General features: G+C 65.0%; 19 protein-coding genes. 11 read left to right on the forward strand and 8 right to left on the reverse strand.

Annotated features, from left to right (window positions below; genetic code table 11):
- Window positions 1-19: 19 nt before the first annotated feature.
- The 3 genes from cadR to OGL92_RS00980 all read left to right on the forward strand — a co-directional run bounded on the left by cadR (window position 20) and on the right by OGL92_RS00980 (window position 3325).
- The gene (gene cadR / locus OGL92_RS00970) at window positions 20-469 is read left to right on the forward strand and encodes a Cd(II)/Pb(II)-responsive transcriptional regulator (RefSeq protein ID WP_263139026.1); all 450 of its coding nucleotides are present in this window, start codon (window positions 20-22) and stop codon (window positions 467-469) included.
- Window positions 470-687: 218 nt separating this feature from the next.
- The gene (locus OGL92_RS00975) at window positions 688-1929 is read left to right on the forward strand and encodes a glutamine synthetase family protein (protein WP_263139584.1); all 1242 of its coding nucleotides are present in this window, start codon (window positions 688-690) and stop codon (window positions 1927-1929) included.
- A 55-nt stretch (window positions 1930-1984) separates the two neighbouring features.
- A complete protein-coding gene (locus tag OGL92_RS00980; RefSeq protein WP_263139029.1) occupies window positions 1985-3325 on the forward strand; it encodes an MFS transporter in 1341 nt (446 codons plus the stop codon).
- On the opposite strand, the gene OGL92_RS00985 is transcribed toward OGL92_RS00980, so the two are convergent.
- The 4 genes from OGL92_RS00985 to flgA all read right to left on the reverse strand — a co-directional run bounded on the left by OGL92_RS00985 (window position 3322) and on the right by flgA (window position 5909).
- Complete coding sequence (locus tag OGL92_RS00985) at window positions 3322-4074, reverse strand: flagellar brake protein (RefSeq protein WP_263139586.1); 753 nt, start codon at window positions 4072-4074, stop codon at window positions 3322-3324. The genes OGL92_RS00980 and OGL92_RS00985 overlap by 4 nt on opposite strands.
- Before the next feature lie 75 nt (window positions 4075-4149).
- The gene (locus OGL92_RS00990) at window positions 4150-4617 is read right to left on the reverse strand and encodes a flagellar protein FlgN (protein ID WP_263139032.1); all 468 of its coding nucleotides are present in this window, start codon (window positions 4615-4617) and stop codon (window positions 4150-4152) included.
- Window positions 4618-4666: 49 nt separating this feature from the next.
- Complete coding sequence (flgM, locus tag OGL92_RS00995) at window positions 4667-5002, reverse strand: flagellar biosynthesis anti-sigma factor FlgM (protein ID WP_263139036.1); 336 nt, start codon at window positions 5000-5002, stop codon at window positions 4667-4669.
- A gap of 148 nt (window positions 5003-5150) precedes the next feature.
- Window positions 5151-5909: a flagellar basal body P-ring formation chaperone FlgA gene (gene flgA, locus OGL92_RS01000; protein ID WP_263139045.1), complete on the reverse strand. Its 759-nt coding sequence runs from the start codon at window positions 5907-5909 to the stop codon at window positions 5151-5153.
- Window positions 5910-5991: 82 nt separating this feature from the next.
- On the opposite strand from flgA, the gene OGL92_RS01005 reads away from it, so the two are divergent.
- The gene (locus OGL92_RS01005) at window positions 5992-6924 is read left to right on the forward strand and encodes a chemotaxis protein CheV (RefSeq protein WP_263139048.1); all 933 of its coding nucleotides are present in this window, start codon (window positions 5992-5994) and stop codon (window positions 6922-6924) included.
- 42 nt (window positions 6925-6966) lie between these two features.
- Window positions 6967-7794, forward strand: coding sequence for a protein-glutamate O-methyltransferase CheR (cheR, locus tag OGL92_RS01010; protein ID WP_263139050.1), 828 nt, complete (start codon window positions 6967-6969; stop codon window positions 7792-7794).
- Between the two features lie 82 nt (window positions 7795-7876).
- On the opposite strand, the gene OGL92_RS01015 is transcribed toward cheR, so the two are convergent.
- Both OGL92_RS01015 and OGL92_RS01020 read right to left on the reverse strand, forming a co-directional pair.
- Entirely contained in the window at window positions 7877-8347 is a 471-nt protein-coding gene (locus tag OGL92_RS01015; protein ID WP_263139053.1) for a MaoC family dehydratase, read from the reverse strand.
- A gap of 37 nt (window positions 8348-8384) precedes the next feature.
- On the reverse strand, window positions 8385-9332 hold the full coding sequence (locus tag OGL92_RS01020; protein ID WP_263139054.1) for an alpha/beta hydrolase: 948 nt from the start codon (window positions 9330-9332) through the stop codon (window positions 8385-8387).
- Between the two features lie 213 nt (window positions 9333-9545).
- Here OGL92_RS01020 and fadD2 point away from each other — a divergent pair, with 213 nt between their 5' ends.
- From fadD2 to OGL92_RS01050, 6 genes are all read left to right on the forward strand, one after another.
- Complete coding sequence (fadD2, locus tag OGL92_RS01025) at window positions 9546-11234, forward strand: long-chain-fatty-acid--CoA ligase FadD2 (RefSeq protein ID WP_263139056.1); 1689 nt, start codon at window positions 9546-9548, stop codon at window positions 11232-11234.
- A gap of 236 nt (window positions 11235-11470) precedes the next feature.
- Complete coding sequence (fadD1, locus tag OGL92_RS01030; protein ID WP_263139058.1) at window positions 11471-13159, forward strand: long-chain-fatty-acid--CoA ligase FadD1; 1689 nt, start codon at window positions 11471-11473, stop codon at window positions 13157-13159.
- A gap of 602 nt (window positions 13160-13761) precedes the next feature.
- Entirely contained in the window at window positions 13762-17985 is a 4224-nt protein-coding gene (hrpA, locus tag OGL92_RS01035; protein ID WP_263139060.1) for an ATP-dependent RNA helicase HrpA, read from the forward strand.
- 61 nt (window positions 17986-18046) lie between these two features.
- Window positions 18047-18400: a YkgJ family cysteine cluster protein gene (locus OGL92_RS01040; protein WP_263139061.1), complete on the forward strand. Its 354-nt coding sequence runs from the start codon at window positions 18047-18049 to the stop codon at window positions 18398-18400.
- Between the two features lie 405 nt (window positions 18401-18805).
- A complete protein-coding gene (locus OGL92_RS01045) occupies window positions 18806-19066 on the forward strand; it encodes a hypothetical protein (protein ID WP_263139067.1) in 261 nt (86 codons plus the stop codon).
- Window positions 19066-19359 (forward strand): LasR-specific antiactivator QslA, encoded by a 294-nt coding sequence (locus OGL92_RS01050; protein WP_263139075.1) that lies wholly within the window; start codon window positions 19066-19068, stop codon window positions 19357-19359. The genes OGL92_RS01045 and OGL92_RS01050 overlap by 1 nt, the downstream gene beginning before the upstream one ends.
- 510 nt (window positions 19360-19869) lie before the next feature.
- Here OGL92_RS01050 and OGL92_RS01055 read toward each other — a convergent pair.
- Together OGL92_RS01055 and OGL92_RS01060 are read right to left on the reverse strand one after the other, a co-directional pair.
- Window positions 19870-20838 (reverse strand): ribonuclease Z, encoded by a 969-nt coding sequence (locus OGL92_RS01055; RefSeq protein WP_263139078.1) that lies wholly within the window; start codon window positions 20836-20838, stop codon window positions 19870-19872.
- Window positions 20839-20879: 41 nt separating this feature from the next.
- The gene (locus tag OGL92_RS01060) at window positions 20880-22157 is read right to left on the reverse strand and encodes a DUF445 domain-containing protein (protein ID WP_263139080.1); all 1278 of its coding nucleotides are present in this window, start codon (window positions 22155-22157) and stop codon (window positions 20880-20882) included.
- Between the last annotated feature and the right edge of the window lie 5 nt (window positions 22158-22162).

A 22162-nucleotide genomic window follows, 5' to 3' on the forward strand; every position in this document is an offset into this window, starting at 1 on the left:
CATTCCTTGGAGGCGCCACATGAAGATCGGTGAATTGGCTCGACTGACCCATTGCCAGGTGGAAACCATTCGTTACTACGAGCGGGAGGGATTGCTGGCGGCGCCGATGCGCAGCGAAGGCAACTATCGGGTCTACGACGACAGCCATACCGAGCGCCTCACGTTCATCCGCAACTGCCGCTCCCTGGACATGACCCTCGAGGAAATCCGCAGTCTACTGGCGCTGCGCGATCGTCCGCGGCAGAGCTGCGAGGCAGTAAACGACCTGGTGGACGAACATATCGAGCATGTGCGCGCGCGCATCCTCAGCTTGCAGGCACTGCAGGAGCAATTGGTGGAGCTACGCGGGCGTTGCAACGAGGGTGGTCCGGGCGAACCCTGCGGCATCCTGCAAAGGCTGAACGTCAGCGGTGGCGTGGCCAGCCTGGAAGGCGAAGGGTCCCACGTCGGTAACAGCCATGGCCATTGATTCCCGGTGACGCAGTTGCCAACGTGGGTGTCGCTCCCGTGCTTGAAATCTTGAACAAGTGATGCGTATTTTGTTCGCGCCGTCGTTTCGGCGGTTGCCAACAAGGATAAGAAGTCATGACTACCGATGGCCGCAGCCCACTCGCCGAGCGATTGGCCGGCATTGACGAAATCGAATGCGTTACCCCTGACCTGAACGGCGTGCCTCGCGGCAAGGTGATGACCGGGGAGGGATTCCTCAGCGGGCGCCGCCTGCAATTGGCCCGCGGCGTGCTGCTGCAGTGCATCATGGGCGGCTACCCGCCGGCGCGTTTCTACGGCAGCGACGACGGCGACCTAGCTCTGGTGGCCGACCCCGCGCAGATTCACGTTTTGCCTTGGAGCGAGACCCCCCGGGCCCTGGCGATCTGCGACGGCGTGGAACTGGACGGCATGCCTTCCGGCCTATCCACCCGCTGCCTGCTCAAGGACGTGGTCCGACGTTACGCCGAGCATGGCTGGCAGCCGGTGGTGGCGACCGAGCTGGAATTCTTCGTCTTCGCACCGAATGCCGATCCCCATCAGCCCTTCCAGCCGCCGCTGGGGCTGGACGGGCGCCGCGAGGATGGCTGCTCGGCGTTCAGCGTGGCGTCCAACAATGGCTTGCGTCCGTTCTTCGACGAGGTCTATCGCTGCATGGCCGCCCTAGGTCTGCCGCGCGATACCTTCATGCATGAAATGGGCGTCAGTCAGTTCGAGATCAACCTCTGGCACGGCGACCCGCTGTTGCTCGCCGACCAGACCTTCCTGTTCAAGCACATGCTCAAGGAAGTCGCGCTCAAGCATGGCCTGACGGTGGTCTGCATGGCCAAGCCGCTGGCGAAGACACCCGGTAGTTCGATGCACATCCACCAGAGCGTGGTGGAGAAGGGTAGCGGTCGCAACATCTTCAGCGATGCCAACGGCGAGGCCTCCGCCGCGTTCCGGCACTTCATCGGCGGCCAGCAGGCGGGAATGGCGGATCTCACCTTGCTGTTCGCGCCCAACATCAATTCCTATCATCGCCTTTGCAGTCCCTACGCCTCGCCCAACAACGCGTGCTGGTCCCATGACAACCGTGCGGCGGGGTTGCGGGTGCCGGCCAGCGGGCCGGAAGCGCGGCGCCTGGAAAACCGCCTGCCGGGCGCCGATGCCAACCCCTACCTCGCCATCGCCGCCAGCCTGGCTGCGGGCCTCCATGGCCTCGAGCATGAACTGGAGCCGAGCGAAGCGATCCAAGGGGAGTTCGAGGTGCCCGACGCGCTCAGCCTGCCGTGCACGCTGTTCGATGCCATCACGCGTTTGAAACGCAGCCAGTTGGCCCGTGATCTGTTCGGCCATGAGTTCATCGAAGGCTACATCGCCGCCAAGGCGATGGAATTGAGCAGTTTCCTCGACGAAATCACACCATGGGAGCGGCGCGTACTCGCGGCCCAGGCGTGAAGCACCGGCGGACCCTCGGGTCCGCCGGACTCTCAGCGGTCTTCCTGGAGTTTCGATGCCAACTCTCGTGGCTTTTCGTGCGCTGTATTTCGCCACCCTGATGATGCTGATCGGTTCCGGTCTGCTCAGTACCTACCTGGCGTTGCGCCTGGCCGCCGATCACGTGGACGGTCTATGGGTGGGCGCCTTGATGGCATCCAATTACATCGGGCTGGCGCTCGGTGGCAAGCTCGGGCATCGCTTGATCGGCCGGGTCGGCCATATCCGCGCCTACGTGGCGTGCGCCGGGGTCGTCACGGCAGCGGTGTTGGGCCATGGGTTGATCGACTGGCTGCCAGCGTGGCTGTTCCTGCGCATGCTGGTCGGCGTGGGCATGATGTGCCAGTACATGGTCATCGAGAGCTGGCTGAGCGAACAGGCGGAAGCCAGCCAGCGCGGCAAGGTATTCGCCGGGTACATGGCGGCGTCCTACCTCGGACTGATCCTCGGCCAGTTGGTCCTGGTGGTGCACCCGGGTCTCGGTCTCGAGCTGCTGATGCTGGTGGCGTTGTGCTTCGCGCTGTGCCTGGTGCCTGTGGCAGTGACCCGCAAGATCCACCCGGCGCCATTGCGACCGGCGCCCCTGGAGCCGCGGTTTTTCTTCAAGCGGGTCCCGCAATCCCTGACCACCACCCTGGTATCGGGGTTGGTGATGGGCTCCTTCTACGGCTTGGCGCCCTTGTATGCCAACGCCCAGGGGCTGGCCAACGAAAAGGTTGGCCTGTTCATGGGGACCTGCATCTTCGCCGGGCTGCTGGTGCAGTGGCCCTTGGGTTGGCTGTCCGATCGAAAGGACCGGGCCTTGCTGATCCGTATCGCGGCGATTTTGCTGGCGCTGGCGGCCTTGCCGCTGGCATTGATGCCGAGGGTACCCGTGGAGTGGCTGCTGCCTTTGGGCTTCCTGGTGAGCATGCTGCAGTTCTCCCTGTACCCATTGGCGGTGGCCTTCTCCAACGACCATGTCGAAGCGGAGCGGCGCGTGTCGCTGACCGCGATGCTGCTGATCACCTTCGGCGTGGGCGCCAGCATCGGCCCCCTGTTGTCGGGCATGCTGATGAAATGGGTGGGGCCGAACCTGCTCTACGCTTTCATCAGTTTCTGCGGTGTGATTCTGGCGTTACGCGTCCATCCGGGGGCGGTGACCGGTTTGCATCGGGTCGACGAGGCGCCCCTGCACCATGTGCCCACTCCCGACAGCATGACCAGTTCGCCGCTGGTGGCGGCGCTGGATCCTCGGGTGGACGAGCAGGACGTTCAGCAGCAGATGCAGGGCGGCGGCGATTCGCCTGGGACGCCGGCGGTGGATGCCACGGAGCCGTCGCCCCCTGGAGGCAATGAAAAGGGGAGGGACGTCTAGAAGTCGTCCTTCTCGGTGCGCCGCGCTTCACGTTGCAGTTGATAGACGAAGCGCTCGACATTGCGTTGCTCGAGCCCGCTCATGCCGTGGAAGCGGGTACCGGCGAAGGTGACGTCGAGCTTGGCGTCGTATTGGGCATGGCGTAGCTCGATGGGGGTCATGATGTTGCCGAACGGCATCTGGATGAACAACCGCTCGTAGACCGCACCGTTGTGCAGGCGACCGCTGACGTCGCCAGGGAAACGCAACTTGCAGCCGGTTGCGGAGATATCCAGCAATTGGCCCTTGATAGGCGTGGAGAGCTTGTCGCCACTCAACTCCACGCTCACCAGTTGGCCCGGCACCATGGTGGCCCGGTAGGCGTTGCGCCGCTGGTGATAGATCATCTCGGCGGGCACCGGGCACCAATAGCAACGGGCCCCTTCGAGCTCGCCCAGCTCTACGGGCTGCTCGCAATCCCAGGCCATCCTCACCCCATCGTGGAAGGCCTCGACGTGGAAATGCTCGCCGCTCTTTAGGAAGCGCTCGCCATCGTTAGGGATCATCTCGTCCAGAGCCATTACACCGCGATCACGATCGATATCCACCAGATAGCTCTGGAAGCGCTGGTTGCGCTCATGGAAGACGACGATCAACGGGTCATGGTTTTGCTGGAGCTGACGCAGATTGGCGTAAATCTCCACCGGCGTTTTCAAGACCTTCGGTGGTTGAGGGCCATTTCCCTCGGCGAATGGATTCGGCACTTCCAGGGCTCTCCAAGCACAGCATGCGAAAGCACTGGAATACCGGCGTGCGTCGGTATGTCCTCTGTGCTCTTGTTGTTATCAGGCCTGGCTGAGCGGGCGCTGCTGGGCGATTTTAGCGGCACCGCCCCGGCTATCATAGAGGTTGGGCGTCTCCGTGCCGCGCAAAATACCCAGAATACTGCCGACTACCAATTGATTGGCGCGAATGAGCTGGCCGTTCCGCTGATTGGCATTCTGGCAACGTTCCAGCAGTTCGCTCAATTCGCGGCTGCGGCCAAGCAGTTCGTCGCCTTTCGGCGAGCGTTCCGCGAGCGCCTGCAGTCCGGTCAGGTCCGGGCTCAGTTGAAGACTCAGCAGGAGTTGGCTGCGCTGCGACCCGTGTTCGTCGAGTTGAGCGAGCAAAGGACGTTTGTTCGAGAGAATGCTTTCGAGGCGAGGAAGGTCGCGCTTTTCGAGGGCGTCGAGCTCATCCTCGATCAGGGCGAGCAGGGACTGCGCGTGTCCGATGTCGTCGGTGAACAGCTGGAGCAGAGTGATATCTTGCATGGCGGGCTCTGGGGATTGGGCGTCCAACACCCCCAGCGCAGCCCTAGGACTAGCGCTGGGATTCTAGATTGAGCAGCTTGCTGGCGACACGCTGACTATCGACCTGATAACTGCCGTCCGCAACCGCTTGTTTGAGCTGGGCGACGCGTTCCTTGTCGACGGCGGGCAGATCGCGCAGCTTGTCAGTGACTTTCTGCAACTGCTGAGCCTCGTTGCTGAGCTGCACGGTCTCGCCACCCTGGGCTTTCTCCGCCACGGCCTGGCTCGAGCCCTGCGAAGACTTGCTGGTAGCGGCTTCGTTGCGGCCGCTGGACTGGGTGGAACCTGCACGGCCCGAGCCGGCGGGCGAGGTGGCATTGTTCAGCCGGTTGAAGTCGATGACCATGATGTGAAACCTCGGACAGGGTTTGGACGCTTGCCTAGCTTTTCGGCTGTGTCGGGGAATACTTTAGGGAAGAAAGCGTGACTTGTTTGGCAAATTGTCCGTAGTGACCGTTTAACGTCGCCACAGCCATACCTTACAAAATCCATGCCTACATCGCCACTTCCACTTGTCCCGCCTCGATGACCCGCGCCTTCACAACCCGTTGCGAATTCAAGTTACGTACGCGGATTTGCTGGCCCGGTGCTCCATCGGAAAGGGCTTCTCCGGGCATGCGCACGTTGACCTTGGAGTTCTTCGCGGTGATGACCACTTGATCGCCCTTGCGCACCACCTCGGCCAATTGCAAGTGGGCCGGTGTGACGATCTGGTCGGGCAGCAGCGCGCGGGTCAATTTCGAGTTATCGGCTTGCAACGGATCCGTCAGATACCCCTGGTTCAACAGGCCGACGTCCCGTTCGGCGAGCACCACGTCGCCCGGTGCAACGAGGCTCTCGCGCTTGAGGGGGCGGGTCGCGACCAGCACGCTGCGATACAGCCGCACCTGGGCGGGGACGAATACCGTCCAGGGCGAGGCGCCGTCGCAGCGAACCCGAACCGTCACCCTGCCCAGGGGCTGGGCAGGGCTTTCCAGGGTGGTCGTCAATTCTTTGTCGCACAATGGTAAACGCAACCGAGGATCGATCGGGTTCACCGTGACTTCGCTGCGACCTTCTATCGCGCTTCTCTGCAGGTAATCCTCGACCATTACCTCAAGAAAGCCTTGAGTGGCGCCGATAAGCTGTTCGGGCGACGTGATGTCCGCGCCATCGGCGTAGCTATAGCCTACGCTGCATAAAGCAGGTAAAACTGCCAGTAGCCAGCCAGCTTTGGCGGATGCGCGTCGTAAAAGTGTCGTAATCCTGTTCATGAAGAGTTGAATAGCAAGGCTCGTGCCGCCTGCTAAGCTATGGGCAGTGCGTCGGTGACCTACAAAAAGTGAGGGACTTGGCATGGCGGGTGTATTGGATTCAGTTAACCAGCGCACACAACTGGTTGGGCAGAACCGCCTGGAATTGCTGCTGTTTCGCCTCGACGGTAATCAGTTGTACGGGATCAACGTATTCAAGGTGAAGGAGGTGCTTCAGTGCCCCAAGCTCACCATCATGCCGAAATCCAGTCCTGTGGTCCGTGGCGTCGCGAATATCCGCGGAGGCACGATCCCGATCCTCGATCTGTCCATGGCTACCGGCCGGGTCGGTCTGGACGATCTCAAGAATAGCTTCGTCATCATCACCGAATACAACACCAAGGTGCAGGGTTTCCTGGTGCGCTCCGTCGAGCGCATCATCAACATGAACTGGGAGGAGATCCATCCGCCACCCAAGGGAACCGGTCGCGACCACTATCTGACGGCAGTGACGCGGGTCGACAAGCAGCTCGTGGAAATCATCGACGTCGAGAAAATCCTGGCCGAGGTGGCGCCGCAATCGGAAGTGATTTCCGAAGGCGTCATCGACGTGGAATCTCAGGCGAAGGCGGTGACCAAGCGCGTGCTCATCTGCGACGACTCCTCGGTCGCACGCAAGCAGGTGGTGCGTTGTCTGGAGACGGTGGGGGTCGAGGTCACGGCGTTGAACGACGGTCGCGAAGCCTACAACTATCTATTGAAGATGGTGGAGGAGGGCAAGGCGCCCGAGCGGGAGCTGCTGATGCTCATTTCCGACATCGAGATGCCGGAAATGGACGGCTATACGCTCACCGCCGAGATCCGTGGCGACCCGCGCATGCAGAAATTGCACATCATCCTGCATACCTCGTTATCCGGTGTGTTCAACCAGGCGATGGTGAAAAAGGTGGGGGCGGATGACTTCCTCGCCAAGTTCAAGCCTGACGAACTCGCGTCCCGTGTGATCGAGCGTATCAAGGTAACGGACGGGAGCTGAGGGCTTGGCTCCCGTAAAGCACATGATTGGAGAGATGGCCTAGTGTCTTCGGGCAATTTGGATTTCGAGCAATTTCGGACCTTCCTGGAAAAAACCTGCGGCATTCTGCTGGGCAGCAACAAGCAGTATCTGGTGTCCAGCCGTCTCAACAAGCTGATGGAGCAGCAGGGCATCAAGACCCTCGGCGAGTTGGTGCAGCGTATCCAGAGCCAACCCCGCGGTGGCCTGCGCGAGCAGGTCGTGGATGCCATGACGACCAACGAGACCCTGTGGTTTCGCGATACCTATCCGTTCGAGGTATTGAAGACCCGGGTACTGCCCGAACTGATCAAGGCCAATCCCGCCCAGCGCCTGCGTATCTGGTCGGCAGCGAGTTCTTCTGGGCAGGAGCCCTATTCGCTATCGATGGCCATCGACGAGTTCGAGAAGACTAACCTCGGCCAGCTCAAGGCGGGTGTGCAGATCGTCGCCACCGACCTATCGCCTTCCATGCTCGCGGCCTGCAAGTCGGGCGAGTACGACAGCCTGGCCATGGGGCGCGGTCTGTCCCAGGAGCGCCTGACCCGGTACTTCGATCCGAAGGGCCCGGGTCGATGGGCGGTGAAGCCGGCGATAAAGAGCCGCGTCGAGTTCCGCGCCTTGAACCTGCTAGACAGCTACGCCAGTTTGGGCAAGTTCGACATCGTGTTCTGCCGCAACGTGCTTATCTATTTTTCCGCCGATGTGAAGAAGGACATCCTGACGCGCATTCATGCTTCGCTGAAGCCCGGCGGTTATCTGTTCCTCGGCGCTTCCGAGGCGCTCAATGGCTTACCCGAGCTTTACCAGATGGTTCAGTGCAGTCCAGGGATCATCTACAAAGTCAAATGAGCCCGGTTCGCCGGGCCTGGAAGGAAAAAGGGAAGCTTCGGCTTCCCTTTTTCGTATCCGTTCCACCCATCGCCGGGGCGGATCAGCCGATGCTGATGGGAGGAAGCTCCGCCAGTTCGATGCTCAGCGCTTGCTTGGGTGCGAGCACTTCGGCTTCGCCATCCACCACTTGTTCATCGTTCTGGTTGAAGACCCGGGTAGCGATGCGCACGCGGTTTTTCGGCAGCTTCTCCAGCACTTCCAGATCCACGCGCAGACGATCGCCCAGTTTGACCGGCCGGGTGAAGCGAAGGCTCTGGCCCAGATAGATGGTGCCCGGTCCCGGTAGTTCGCAGGCGATGGCCGCGCTGATCAGGGCGCCGCTGAACATGCCGTGGGCGATGCGCTCCTTGAAGAGGGTGCCCGCCGCGTAATCGGCGTCCAGGTGGACCGGGTTGCGGTCGCCGGAGACCGCGGCGAACAGTTGGATGTCGCGTTCTTCCACCTGCTTCTCGTAGGTCGCGGCCTGCCCGACCTCGAGTGTGTCGTAGGTGAAGTTGCTGACGTGGGTCATCTGAATCTCCTGTATGGGAAAGACGCCGTCGCGCCCATCAGTTGGGCATGATGCATTGGCGGCGATGGGAGAGCGTGGCCTCGAGCCAGCCCAGCAAGTCGAGGGTCACTTCCTCGCGGACGGTTTCGTTGAGCAGTTCGTGGCGTGCTGCGGGGTAGACGCGCAGACGTACGTCGCGGACACCCGCCTCGCGCAATGCGCCGGCCAGCGCATGGAGGCGCTTGCCCGCACTCACCGGGTCGCGCTCGCCGCCGATGACCAGCAGCGGCAGGTCCGGATCGATCTGCGCCAGGTGGGTCGGCGGCGTGATGTCCTGCAAGCCTTCGAACAGATCGATCCAGAGCTGGGTCGTGCAGTCGAAGCCGCACAGCGGGTCCTCGACATAGGCGTCGACCTCCCGCGGATCGCCGCTCAGCCAGTCGTAGGCGGTCCTCGCGGGTTTGAACGCGTCGTTGTAGGCGCCGAAGGTCAAGCGCTGGATCAGCCGGCTACGGCCCAGCGGGCCGAGGCGCCAGCGTTCGAAACGGGCGATCGCCGCGGCAATCTCGTAGAGGGTCGTCGACTGGTAGTTGGAGCCGGACAGGATCGCGCCTTGCAGGCTGCAACTGTGCTGCATCAGGTAGGCCTGGCCGATGTAGCTGCCCATGCTATGGGCGAACAGGAAGATCGGTGTTTCCGGGTGGGCCTGGCGAATATGGTGATTGAGGCTGGCCAGGTCGCCCACGACCTTCTGCCAGCCGTCCCGATCGGCGAAATGACCGAGTACGCTTTCGCGCGCGGTCAGGCCATGGCCGCGTTGATCGTGGGCATACAGGGCGAAGCCGGCATTCACCAGGGCCGCGCCCAGGCGCTGGTAGCGGGCGCTGTGCTCGGCCATGCCGTGGGCCGCCATCACCACGCCGCGCGGTGGCGCATCGGGGGACCAGTGGTTGACGTGGAGCCGGGTTTCATCGCTGGCGCTCAGCCAAAAAGCTTCGTGGCGCATGGCGGGTCCTTTTGCCGGGATGTGGCGGCATTGTAGAAGCTGGGTCGTGGATTGCCCATTTATCGCAATCGCTCGCCCCGCCGTTGGCGTGATCGGAGATTCACGCGATCAATGAGGCCGCCACGAGTATTTGCCTACCGACGGCGACCTGCTAAGTTCCGGGCATTCCCGCCGAGCGGGCCAGACATTTTCCGGGCCACGAGGACAATAACAATGCAACCCGATTTCTGGAACGATAAACGGCCTGCGGGCGTCGCCAACGAGATCGACACTAGTGCCTACCGCTCGGTGGTCGAGGTGTTCGAGCGGTCCTGCAAGCGCTTCGCCGACCGCCCGGCGTTCAGCAACCTCGGGGTGACCCTCAGCTACGCCGAGCTGGAGCGGCTCTCCGCCGCCTTCGCCGCCTACCTGCAGGAACAGACCGACCTGCGCCCCGGCGACCGCATCGCCGTGCAGATGCCGAACATCCTGCAATACCCCATCGCCGTCTTCGGCGCGCTGCGCGCCGGACTGGTGGTGGTCAATACCAACCCCTTGTACACCGCCCGCGAGATGCGCCATCAGTTCAAGGACGCCGGGGTCCGGGCGCTGGTCTACGTCAACCTGTTCGGCAAGCTGGTGCAGGAGGTGCTGGGCGACACCGAGATCGACTACCTGATCGAGGCGCGCATGGGCGACATGTTGCCGGCGCCCAAGGGATGGCTGGTCAATGCCGTGGTGAAGCATCTGAAGAAGAGGGTGCCCGACTATCGCCTGCCCCAGGCGGTGTCGTTCAAGAGCGCCTTGCGCCAGGGGCGCGGCCATGGCCTGAAGGCGCCGCGGATCGGCCTCGACGACGTGGCGGTGCTGCAATACACCGGCGGCACCACCGGCGTGGCCAAGGGCGCGATGCTCAGCCACGGCAACTTGGTGGCGAACATGTTGCAGGTGGACGCCTGCCTCTCGCAGCTCGGCCCGGACGGCCAGCCGTTGATGAAGCAGGGGCGGGAAGTGATGATCGCGCCGCTGCCGCTGTACCACATCTATGCCTTCACCGCGAACTGCATGTGCATGATGCTCAACGGCAATCACAACGTCCTGATCACCAATCCGCGCGACATCGGCGGCTTCATCAAGGAGCTGGGCAAGTGGAAGTTTTCCGCGCTGCTCGGTCTGAACACCCTGTTCGTCGCCCTGATGGATCACCCCGCGTTCAAGGACCTGGATTTCTCCCACCTCAAACTGACCAATTCCGGCGGTACCGCCCTGGTCAAGGCGACGGCCGAACGCTGGAAGGCGCTCACCGGCTGTTCCATCGTCGAAGGCTACGGCCTGACCGAAACCTCGCCGGTGGCCAGCTCCAACCCCTACGGCGATGCGGCGCGGCTCGGCACCGTGGGCATCCCGGTACCCGGCACCGCGTTCAAGGTGATCGACGACGCGGGCAATGAGCTGCCCTTCGGCGAACGCGGCGAGCTTTGCATCAAGGGCCCGCAGGTGATGAAGGGCTACTGGCAGCGGCCCGACGCCACCGCGGAGGTGCTGGATGCCGAGGGCTGGTTCAAGTCCGGCGACATCGCGGTGATCGATCCCGATGGCTACGTGCGCATCGTCGACCGTAAGAAGGATATGATCATCGTCTCCGGTTTCAACGTGTATCCCAATGAAATCGAGGACGTGGTGATGGCCCACCCGAAGGTGGCCAGCTGCGCCGCGATCGGCGTGCCGGACGAGCGTTCCGGCGAGGCGGTGAAGCTGTTCGTGGTACCGCGCGAGGCCGGTCTTTCGGTGGAGGAGCTCAAGGCCTACTGCAAGGCCAATTTCACCGGCTACAAGGTCCCCAAGCAGATCGTGCTCAAGGCGTCGCTGCCCATGAGCCCGGTAGGGAAAATCCTGCGCCGCGAACTGCGCGACAACGCCTGAGGGCGCGTGCCAGGGCGCTTTCCGGCGGCCCTGGTGGTTTCCTTGGGGTGTGACCGAAATATTTTTTTCGGTCACTTTGGTGACTGGTTGGCCCCTGTTTGGCGCTAGGCGCCCTCTGGCAAAGCTGCTAATCTCGGCGCGTTTTTGCCCCATGGCGGGCGGAAAACCGCGCAGAACACAAAAAACAACCGCCCTCGCGGCGGTGAAGATTAGCTGTTGCTTAGGAGTGGGCTTCCATGATCGAAAATTTCTGGAAGGACAAATATCCAGCAGGCGTACCTGCCGAAATCGACGCCGACAAGTATCCGAACATCCAGTCGGTCTTGAAAGAGTCCTGCCAACGCTTCGCCGACAAGCCTGCCTTCAGCAACCTCGGCAAGACCCTCAACTACGGGGAGCTTTACCGTCTCTCCGGTGAATTCGCCGCTTACCTGCAACAGCATACCGACCTGCAACCGGGCGACCGCATCGCCGTGCAGATGCCGAACGTCCTGCAATATCCGGTCGTCGTATTCGGTGCCATGCGCGCCGGTCTGGTGGTGGTGAATACCAACCCGCTGTACACCGTGCGGGAGATGGAACACCAGTTCAACGATTCCGGCGCCAAGGCGCTGGTGTGCCTGGCCAACATGGCGCACCTGGCCGAAGACGTACTGCCCAAGACCGGTGTCAAGCACGTGATCGTCACCGAGGTCGGCGACCTGCTGCCGCCGCTCAAGCGCCTGCTGGTCAACAGCGTCGTCAAGTACGTGAAGAAGATGGTTCCGGCCTATCACCTGCCGCAGGCCGTGAAGCTCAACGACGCCATGGCCCTGGGCCGTGGCAAGACCCCGCGCGACGCCCAGCCCCAGGCCGACGACGTGGCCGTGCTGCAATACACCGGCGGCACCACCGGCGTGGCCAAGGGCGCGATGCTGACCCATCGCAACCTGATCGCCAACATGCTGCAGTGCAAGGCGCTGATGGGCGCCAACCTCAACGAAGGCAGCGAAATCCTCATCACCCCGCTGCCGCTCTACCACATCTATGCCTTCACCTTTCACTGCATGGCGATGATGCTGACCGGCAACCACAACATCCTCATCACCAACCCGCGGGACCTGCCCTCGATGGTGAAGGAGCTGTCGCGCTGGAAATTCACCGGTTTCGTCGGCCTCAACACGCTGTTCGTCGCCCTCTGCCACAGCGACGACTTCGTGCGCCTGGATTTCTCCGCGCTGAAGCTCACCCTCTCCGGCGGCATGGCCTTGCAACTGGCCACCGCCGAGCGTTGGAAGGAAGTCACCGGTTGTGCCATCTGCGAAGGCTTCGGCATGACCGAGACCAGCCCGGTGGTCTCGGTGAATCCCTTCCAGGCGATCCAGCTCGGCACCATCGGCATCCCGGTCCCCTCGACCCAGTGCAAGGTGATCGACGACCAAGGCGTGGAACAGCCCCTCGGCTCCATCGGCGAATTGTGCGTGAAGGGTCCGCAGGTGATGAAGGGCTACTGGCTGCGCCAGGATGCCACCGACGAAATCCTCGACGCCGAGGGCTGGTTGAAGACCGGCGACATCGCGGTGATCCAGGACGACGGCTACCTGCGCATCGTCGACCGCAAGAAAGACATGATCCTGGTCTCCGGCTTCAACGTTTATCCCAACGAGCTGGAAGACGTCCTGGCGACCCTGCCCGGTGTGTTGCAGTGCGCCGCCATCGGCGTGCCGGACGAGCGCTCGGGCGAGGCGATCAAGATGTTCGTGGTGACCAAGCCCGGCATCAGCCTGACCAAGGAGCAGGTGCTCACGCACATGCGCGCCAACCTCACCGGCTACAAGATGCCCAAGGCCGTGGAGTTCCGCGACGCCCTGCCAACCACCAACGTCGGCAAGATCCTCCGCCGCGAACTGCGCGACGAAGAGCTGAAGAAGCTGGGCAAGAAGTAAGCCCGGCGCCTCCCTCGAAGCCCCGCCCCGCGCGGGGCTTTTTCGTTTCGCTCCAGCCGATCCGCAAGCGCCCGGGACGCGAACATCCGCACCTGCCACCGCCCTGCGTAGGGTGGATGACCGCAGTCATCCACCGATGCGGCGCTTGGTGGATAAGCTCGGGGCTTATCCACCCTACGGTGAACGCTCCGTGGGAGGTGAGGGTCGCGTAGGGTGGATGACCGAAGTCATCCACCGATGCAGCGCTTGATGGAGAAGCTCGGGGGCTTATCCACCCTACGGTGAGCGCCCCGTGGAAGGTGAGGGCCGCGTAGAGTGGATGACCGCAGTCATCCACCGATGCGTGGGTTTGGAGGATAAGCTCGAGGTTTACCCACCCCAGGGCGAGCCCTATCCAGGACGGATGTTGCCGTTCTCCCTCCAAGGCCCGGCGCCCCGGCCACGCCCTCTTCGACGCCACCTGAGCGCATCGGCCTAGCCATCGAGGACGCGCCCTGCATCGTGTCTCCCGGCGCCGCCGCATCGGCACGGCCACCGCCGCAGGGTAGGGCGCGCAGGACAAATCTGCGACAATCGCGGCTTATTCGAATCGCCGAGCCCCGATGACCGACTCCATTTCCACGCCCGATGACCTGCTCAGACACCTCGACCGCGCGCTGATCGTCGATCGGCACCGCCTGCGTCGCCAGCTCCATGAGTTGCACAAACAGGCCGTACCGGACGAGAAGCGCCTGGCGCAATGGGTCGAGCGCTTCCAGGCCTCCTGCGCCAAGGTCGAGGCGCGCCGCGCCAGCGTGCCGAGGATGCGCTACGACGACCAGTTGCCCATCGCCGCCAAGCGCGACGAGATCAAGGCGGCGCTGGAGAAGCATCAGGTCCTGGTGATCGCCGGCGAGACCGGTTCCGGCAAGACCACCCAGCTCCCGAAGATCTGCCTGGAAATCGGCCGCGGCCAGCACGGGCTGATCGGTCATACCCAGCCGCGCCGTCTGGCCGCGCGCAGCGTCGCCACCCGCGTCGCCGAGGAAATCGGCACACCCTTGGGCGAACTGGTCGGCTACCAGGTGCGTTTCGAAGACCAAAGCAGCGACAGCACCCTGATCAAGCTGATGACCGACGGCATCCTGCTCGCCGAAACCCAGCACGACCGTTACCTGGAGCGCTACGACACCCTCATCGTCGACGAGGCCCACGAGCGTTCGCTGAACATCGATTTCCTCCTCGGCTACCTGAAGACCCTGCTGCCGCGTCGCCCGGACCTGAAGGTGATCATCACCTCGGCGACCATCGACCTGGAGCGCTTCAGCCGGCACTTCGGCGGGAACGGCCTGCCCGACGCGCCCATCGTCGAGGTCTCCGGGCGCACCTATCCGGTCGACACCTGGTACCGCCCGCTCGCCGCCGAGACCGACGAGGACGGCAACCGCGTCGAGGAAGACCTCTCGGTGGACCAGGGCATCCTCGCCGCGCTGGAGGAAATCGCCACGTTCGAGCGCAGCGAGGGCAAGCGTCCCGGCGACGTGCTGGTGTTCCTCCCCGGCGAACGGGAAATCCGCGACGCCGCCGAGATGCTGCGCAAGGCCAACCTGCGCTTCACCGAAGTGCTGCCGCTGTACGCGCGGCTGACCCCGGCGGAGCAGCAGAAAATCTTCCGGCCGATGGCCGGGCGCAAGATCGTCCTCGCCACCAACGTCGCGGAAACCTCGCTCACCGTGCCCGGCATCCGCTACGTGATCGACAGCGGTACCGCGCGGATCAGCCGCTACAGCTACCGGGCCAAGGTCCAGCGCCTGCCCATCGAGGCGGTGTCCCAGGCCAGCGCCAACCAGCGCAAGGGCCGTTGCGGCCGGGTCGAGCCGGGTATCTGCGTGCGCCTGTACAGCGAGGAGGATTTCCTCGCCCGCCCGGCGTTCACCGACCCGGAGATCCTGCGCACCAACCTGGCGGCGGTGATCCTGCAGATGCTCCACCTGCGCCTCGGCCAGATCGAAGACTTCCCCTTCATCGAGCCGCCGGACGGCAAGGCCATCAGCGACGGCTTCAACCTGTTGCAGGAGCTTTCGGCGGTCAATCGCGAGAACCAACTGACGCCGCTCGGCCGCCAGCTGGCGCGCCTGCCGGTGGACCCGCGGCTGGGCCGGATGCTGCTGGAAGCGGCGCAGCTGGGCAGCCTGGAAGAGGTGCTGATCGTCGCCAGCGCGCTGTCGGTGCAGGACGTGCGCGAGCGCCCGGCCGACCGCCAACAGGCCGCCGACCAGGCCCACGCGCAGTGGAAGGACGTGGACTCCGACTTCGCCGCGCTGATCAACCTCTGGCGCGGTTTCGAGGAAAAGCGTCAGGCGCTGGGCTCCAATCCGCTGCGTACTTGGTGCCGGAAGAATTTCCTCAACTACCTGCGCCTGCGCGAATGGCGCGACGCCCATCGGCAACTCACCCTCATCTGCCGCGAGCTGCAACTGTCGGGCAAGAGGCCAGGCAAGGCGGACGGCTCCGGCCATCCACCCTACGAAGGTGGTACGGACCGTAGGGTGGATAACGCCGCAGGCTTATCCACCTCGAGGGCGACGAGCAAGGCGGATGGCTCCGGCCACCCACCCCACGAAGGTGGTGTGGATCGTAGGGTGGATAACGCCGCAGGCTTATCCACCGCACAAGCGGCGCAGGCGCCCCAGGCGACCCGCGATACCAAGGTCAACGTGATCGCCCGGCAGCAGGCCGAGCAGACCGAGGCCGCCCAGCGCGCGAAAGACTATGCCGCCGTGCACAAGGCGATCCTCTCCGGCCTGCTCAGCCAGATCGGCCAGAAGACCGAGGAGGGCGACTACCTGGGCGCTCGCCAGCGGCGTTTCTGGGTGCACCCGTCCAGTGTCATCGGGCGCAAGCGCCCCGCTTGGATCATGGCCGCCGAACTGGTGGAAACCACCAAACTGTTCGCCCGCATGGTGGCGAAGATCGAGCCGGACTGGATCGAGCCGCTGGCCGCGCACCTGGTCAAGACCAACCACTTCGAGCCCCATTGGGAGAAGCGGCGTGGCCAGGTGGTCGCCTTCGAGCAGGTCACCCTCTACGGGATGATCGTGGTCGGCCGTCGCCCGGTGCACTACGGGCCCTTCGACCCGCCGGTGGCGCGCGAGCTGTTCATCCGCGAGGGCCTGGTGCGCGGCGAGATCAACAGCCGTGCGCGTTGCCTGTCGGCGAACCGCGAGTTGCTCGAGCGTCTCGACGAACTGGAGGCCAAGGCGCGCCGCCGCGACATCCTCGCCGACGAGGAAACCCTATTCGGCTACTACGAGGCGCGCATCCCCCAGGACATCTACCAGGCCGCCAGTTTCGAGACCTGGTACAAGCGCGAGCGCACGAAGGATCCGCAATTGCTGATCATGCGCGAGGAAGACGTGCTCGCCCGCGAGGCCAGCGAAGTCACCGCCGCGCAGTACCCGGACAGCCTGCACATCGGCGAACTGGAATTGCCCCTGGATTACCACTTCGAGCCCAACCACCCGCGCGATGGCGTGACCCTGCGGGTGCCCGCGCCGCTGCTGCCGCAACTGCGTGGCGAGCGCCTCGACTGGCTGGTGCCCGGCCTGCTGGAAGCCAAGGCGGTGGCGTTGGTGCGCAACCTGCCCAAGGCGGTGCGCAAGAACTTCGTGCCGGTGCCGGACTTCGTCCGCGCCGCGCTGGCCAAGGTGGCCTTCGGCGAGGGCGCGCTGCCCGAGGCGCTGGGCCGCGAGCTGCAACGCATGACTGGCGCCCGTGTCGCCGAGGATGCCTGGGCGGAAGCCGCCGTCCAGCTGGAGAACCACCTGAAGATGAACATCGAGGTGGTCGACGCCCGGGGCAAGTTCCTCGGCGAAGGCCGCGACCTGGCCGAACTCACCGCCCGCTTCGCCGAGGCCAGCCAGGCCGCCCTGGCCATTCCCCAAGCGCAGAAACAGCAGGGCCCGGTGCAGGCCAAGGCGTTCGCCGAAGTCGCCGAGAAAACCCAGCAGAAGGTCGCCGGACTGTCGATGACCGTCTACCCGGCACTGGTGGAGGCCAGCGGCGCGAACGCCGAGGGCGAGCGCGGCATGGTCAAGGAGGGCCGCTTCCCGACCCAGGCCGAGGCCGACTACCAGCATCGCCGTGCCCTGCAACGCCTGCTGCTGCAACAACTGGCCGAGCCGGCCAAGTACCTGCGCAACAAACTGCCGGGGCTGACCGACCTGGGCCTGCTCTATCGCGACCTGGGCCGCGTCGACGCGCTGGTGGAGGACATCCTCCTCGCCAGCCTCGACAGCTGCGTGCTCGACGGCGAGGCGCAACTGCCGCGGGACGGCGCCGCCCTCGCGGCCCTGGCCGAGAGGAAACGCGGCGGCTGGAGCGAACACGCCGAGCGCCTGGCCAAGCTGGTGCTGGACGTCCTCAAGCTCTGGCACGGCCTGCAAAAGCGCTTCAAGGGCAAGATCGACCTGGCCCAGGCCGTCGCCCTGAACGACATCAAGGCGCAACTGGGCAACCTGGTCTACCCCGGTTTCGTCCGCGACACCCCGGCCGAATGGCTGCGCGAATACCCGCGCTACCTCAAGGCGGTGGAGCAACGCTTCGACAAGATCGCCGCGCAATTGCAGCGCGATCGCGTCTGGTCCGGCGAACTGGCCGGCTACTGGGAGCAGTACCAGGCACGCCTGGCCAAGCACGCCCAGGAAGGCAAGCGCGACCCCAACCTGATGCTCTACCGCTGGATGCTGGAGGAGTACCGCGTCTCGCTGTTCGCCCAGCAACTGGGTACCCGCGTGGCGGTGTCGGACAAGCGCCTGAGCAAGCAATGGAGCGCCGTGGAAGCCTGACCCGTCAGGCCTTCGCGTTGGCGCCGCCCGCACTTTTCGAGCGAAACAGAGAACCCGATCCATGAGTTGCACCCGTCGCCAGATCGACCACCTGCGCCTGCAAATCCCCAGCTTCGCCTGCGTGCCCGGCTGCCACGACTGCTGCGGGCCGGTCACCGCGTCGTCCGAGGAAATGTCGCGCCTGCCGGTGAAGAGCGACGCCGAGCACGACGCTGCGCTGGCCGAACTCAATTGCGTCCACCTCGGCCCCCAGGGTTGCGAGGTATACACCCAGCGCCCGCTGATCTGCCGGTTGTTCGGCACCACCGCGAGCCTGCCCTGCCCACGCGGCCGTGGCCCGGAAACCCCCACCGAGCCCCAGGTCGAGCGGCAGGTGCATCGGCTGATCGCCACCACCCGGCAGGTGTTGGTCTAGGCCCACGGGCTCGGGCTCGGGCCGCCCAGCCTTGTCCCTGCCCGACCTCACAGGGTAGAGTGCCGCCGTCACGGTCAATCCCGTGACCGGGTGTGGTAACCCGAGCACTTCACGAAGGCGCGGTAGCGCCATAGCCGAGAGCGGGCGCTTTTTTGTTGCCCGTTGCTTTCTCGCGCATCTATGGCGGGCCGTGTGAGGCGGGCTTCGGCTCGGCCGGCGTTCCTTCGTGAGCCGGTTTACCACCCTTGCACGGTCCGCCTCCATTCCGTGTGGTAACGGATGGAACGCGGCTCCTTAAACCACGAAGGAGCATAAGGAAAATGCGCTATCCCCCTTTTATCCGCGGGCACCTCCCCGTCGGTTGCACGCTTTGCCTGTCCACCGCCTCCGTCCCGGAGGTCCGCCATGGCTGATTTCGGTCGCAACGTCATTCCTTTCCCCTTGCGGATTCCGCCGCGCGAACGCGCCCGGGCGGAGGATTATCCGTATCAGATCGAAGCGGAGTTGCACCTGGCCATCCTGCTCCGCCACCTGGGCACGCTGGAGCCTGCAGAGGGCGAGGCGGCGACGCTGGAGGCCAGGGACTTCCGCATGCTGCGGGCGCGGGCCAAGGAGATGGCGGTGTTGTTCCGCTGCGCCGTCGCCCAGGTGCGGGAGCGCGGATGATGCGCCGGGCCGTCCGCTGCCAGTTGCCTGGCCACGACGACCAGCCGGGCGCCGAGATCGACCTGCCAGTGAAGTGCCAGTCGAGCTTCACCCAGGGTGTCGCCTGCGCCAATGCCTGGCTGGACGACCGGAACGCCGGCTGGCTATGGGCCGGGTTGATCGCCGAACGCGATTGCCTGCCGCGCGCGATACAGCGCCGGGCGTTCGAGATCGGTTTTCTCAGCCGCGTGCACCAACGCCTGTGTTCGCCCCGGGGCGGCGGACACCTGACCAGGCGGGTGCGCGACCCCTAGCGCCCGCGCGCGCCGAGCCATACTGGTGGATGAAAAGAGCGTCATCCACCCTACGGGTATTCCACCCGCGGAGTGGGACGAATCGTAGGGTGGATGGCGCTTCACCCATCCACCACCGAGCCGCATCGGTGGATGAAAAGGCCGTCATCCACCCTAGGGTATTCCACCCGCGGAGTGGGACGAACCGTAGGGTGGATGGCGCTTCATCCATCCACCGCCACGCCATATCGGTGGATGAAAAGAGCGTCATCCACCCTAGGGTATTCCACCCGCGGAGTCGGACGAATCGTAGGGTGGAGGGCGCTTCACCCATCCACCGCCGGGCTGCATCGGTGGATGAAAAGAGCGTCATCCACCCTACGGGTATTCCACCCGCGGAGTGGGACGAATCGTAGGGTGGAGGGCGCTTCACCCATCCACCGCCGGGCTGCATCGGTGGATGAAAAGGGCGTCATCCACCCTACGGATTCCACCTGCGGAGCCAAGACGCATCGTGTGGGCCGGGCGATTTCATCCCTTCGTTTCGACCTGTTCCAACAGCCCCTGCTTGTCCAGCCGCAGGCGCAGGAAGTCCTCCGCCAGGAACAGCCGGCCCGGGTACGCCGCCGCGGCTTCGGCGCGGATGTCGTCGATGCACGGGGTGCGCCTGGGGTCGGCCTGGTAGCGGGCGCTGAAATGGGTGAGGACCAGGTTGGGCAGGCCCACCGACTCGGCGAAAGCCGCGACGCGGGCGGCGCTGCTGTGGCCGTAGTCGGCACGGGCGTCTTCGGCGACGGCCCGGGTGTAGGTGGCTTCGTGGACCAGCACATGGGCGCCCTGGCAGGCATCGCCGAGCAGGTCGGGGCGGTCGTTGTCGCCGGCGATCACCACGCAGCGCGGCGGACGGGTGCAGCGCTGGTAGTCCTCGGCGCGCAGCGGGCGGCCTTCATGGACGACGTCGAGGCCACGGGCCAGTTGCCCCCAGAGCGGCCCGCGAGGAACGCCGTCGCGTTCCAGGCGGGCGATGTCGAGCAGCGGGTCGGGACGCGCCTCGGTGAAGCGGTAGGCGTAGCTGGGCACCCGGTGGGAGAGCGCGACGGCCTCGACGCGCAGGTCGTCGTGGCGCCATTCGCCAAGGCCCTCGGTGGCCTGGAAGTCGAGGGCGAAGGGCAGGTGGGCATGGCTCATCCGCAGGCTGGCGCGGACCCATTCCTCGATGCCCCGGGGCGCGACGATGGGCAGCGCGCGGGTTCGGCCGAGCAGGCCGGCGCTGGCCAACAGGCCGGGCAGGCCGAAGCAATGGTCGCCGTGGACGTGGGTGATGTGGATCGCCCGCAGCGCCTGCAGTGACAGCGGCGTGCGCAGCACCTGGTGCTGGGTGGCTTCGCCGCAGTCCACCAAATGCCAACCCTTGCCGGCCGCTTCCAGCAGCGCCAGCCCGCTGACGTTGCGGGCGCGAGTCGGGGTTCCAGAGGAAGTGCCGAGGAACAGCAGGTCCATGTTCAGGCTCCGGGATCATGTGGGGTCGGGCGCGGGCGGGTTCATCCGGCCAGCCACCGGGTCAGTCCATGGAGCGTCAGGCCGACCAGCCCGCCGACCAGGGTGCCATTGATGCGGATATATTGCAGGTCCTTGCCGACGCTCCGTTCCAACTGCGCCACCAGTTCGCGGCTTTCCCATTGCTCCACCCGTTCGGCGATGTAGTCGCCGATCCGCCGCCGGTAGCGTTCCAGCAGCGCGGGGGTTGCGGCCAGCAAACGGTCGTCGATCCAGCCGCGCATGGCCGCGTCGCCCGCGAGGGCATCGCCCAGGCCACGGGTCAGCGCCACGATACGCCGGCCGATGCGCGAGTCGTCGCGCGCCAGGTCGCTGCGCAGCCAGCCGGTCAGTTCCTGCCAGAGGCCCTGGATGTAGGCGGTAGCGGCCGGATGTTCCAGGACCTGGGCGAGCAGGCGTTCGACCTCCAGGCGGTACGCCGGGTCGTGGCGCAGCCGGTCGATGTAGCCGGCCACCTGTTCGTCGAAGCGCTGGCGCAGGGGGTGCGCGGGATCGCCGGCGACCTCCGCGATCAGCGCCGAGAGGCCTTCGACCACCTTGGTCGCCGACCAGCCGCCGACTTTGTTGCTCAACCCCAGGTAGCGCAGCGTGTGGATTTCCGCAGTGATGGCGCGGGCCACCAGCGCGCGGGTCTCCTCGTCGCGCAGCAGGGTGTCGAGCTTGCCCAGTACTTCGTCGAGCAGCGCCTGGTGGCGGCCTTCGGCGGTGAGTATCTCCAGCCAGTGGCCGAGCAGCGGGGCGAGATCGAGGGCGCGCAGGCGGTCGACCACCTTGCGCTGGACGAAGGCCCGCACCCGCTCGTCGCGCAGCGCGTCGACGCCGAAGCGCGCCATGCCGAGCAGTTGCCGGCCGACCGCATCGGCGTTGGCCGGGTGGCGCAACCAGTCGGCCAGGCGCCGGCCGAGGTCGAGCTGCCCCAGCTTGGCCAGCACCAGCGGCGTGGAGAGGAAGTGAGTGGTGATGAAGTCCGACAGGGTGCGGCCGATCCGCGCCTTGCTGCGCGGGATGATCGCGGTGTGCGGGATCGGCAGGCCGAGCGGGCGGCGGAACAGCGCGGTGACGGCGAACCAGTCGGCGATGGCGCCGACCATGGCCGCCTCGGCGAACGCGGCCAGGTAACCCCAGGCCGGGCCGCCCCCGGCGGCAGGTCGCTGCATCGCTGTCGCCAGCCCGTACAGCAGGGCCGCCGCCAGCAGCAGTAGACCGGCGACGGCCTTCATGCGCGAGACCGGCGAGCGCCAGGGGTGAAGCGAAGGTTTCATGGTTG

Source organism: Pseudomonas sp. RIT-PI-AD (assembly GCF_025642785.1).
Lineage (GTDB): Bacteria > Pseudomonadota > Gammaproteobacteria > Pseudomonadales > Pseudomonadaceae > Pseudomonas_T.

What these genes read in the sequence shown, in the direction of transcription:
- cadR (WP_263139026.1), top strand. Translation starts at nt 20, where the DNA reads ATGAAGATCGGTGAATTGGCTCGACTGACCCATTGCCAGGTGGAAACC.
- OGL92_RS00975 (WP_263139584.1), top strand. Translation starts at nt 688, where the DNA reads ATGACCGGGGAGGGATTCCTCAGCGGGCGCCGCCTGCAATTGGCCCGC.
- OGL92_RS00980 (WP_263139029.1), top strand. Translation starts at nt 1,985, where the DNA reads ATGCCAACTCTCGTGGCTTTTCGTGCGCTGTATTTCGCCACCCTGATG.
- OGL92_RS00990 (WP_263139032.1), bottom strand. Translation starts at nt 4,617, where the DNA reads ATGCAAGATATCACTCTGCTCCAGCTGTTCACCGACGACATCGGACAC.
- flgM (WP_263139036.1), bottom strand. Translation starts at nt 5,002, where the DNA reads ATGGTCATCGACTTCAACCGGCTGAACAATGCCACCTCGCCCGCCGGC.
- flgA (WP_263139045.1), bottom strand. Translation starts at nt 5,909, where the DNA reads ATGAACAGGATTACGACACTTTTACGACGCGCATCCGCCAAAGCTGGC.
- OGL92_RS01005 (WP_263139048.1), top strand. Translation starts at nt 5,992, where the DNA reads ATGGCGGGTGTATTGGATTCAGTTAACCAGCGCACACAACTGGTTGGG.
- OGL92_RS01015 (WP_263139053.1), bottom strand. Translation starts at nt 8,347, where the DNA reads ATGACCCACGTCAGCAACTTCACCTACGACACACTCGAGGTCGGGCAG.
- OGL92_RS01020 (WP_263139054.1), bottom strand. Translation starts at nt 9,332, where the DNA reads ATGCGCCACGAAGCTTTTTGGCTGAGCGCCAGCGATGAAACCCGGCTC.
- fadD2 (WP_263139056.1), top strand. Translation starts at nt 9,546, where the DNA reads ATGCAACCCGATTTCTGGAACGATAAACGGCCTGCGGGCGTCGCCAAC.
- fadD1 (WP_263139058.1), top strand. Translation starts at nt 11,471, where the DNA reads ATGATCGAAAATTTCTGGAAGGACAAATATCCAGCAGGCGTACCTGCC.
- hrpA (WP_263139060.1), top strand. Translation starts at nt 13,762, where the DNA reads ATGACCGACTCCATTTCCACGCCCGATGACCTGCTCAGACACCTCGAC.
- OGL92_RS01040 (WP_263139061.1), top strand. Translation starts at nt 18,047, where the DNA reads ATGAGTTGCACCCGTCGCCAGATCGACCACCTGCGCCTGCAAATCCCC.
- OGL92_RS01045 (WP_263139067.1), top strand. Translation starts at nt 18,806, where the DNA reads ATGGCTGATTTCGGTCGCAACGTCATTCCTTTCCCCTTGCGGATTCCG.
- OGL92_RS01050 (WP_263139075.1), top strand. Translation starts at nt 19,066, where the DNA reads ATGCGCCGGGCCGTCCGCTGCCAGTTGCCTGGCCACGACGACCAGCCG.
- OGL92_RS01055 (WP_263139078.1), bottom strand. Translation starts at nt 20,838, where the DNA reads ATGGACCTGCTGTTCCTCGGCACTTCCTCTGGAACCCCGACTCGCGCC.
- OGL92_RS01060 (WP_263139080.1), bottom strand. Translation starts at nt 22,157, where the DNA reads ATGAAACCTTCGCTTCACCCCTGGCGCTCGCCGGTCTCGCGCATGAAG.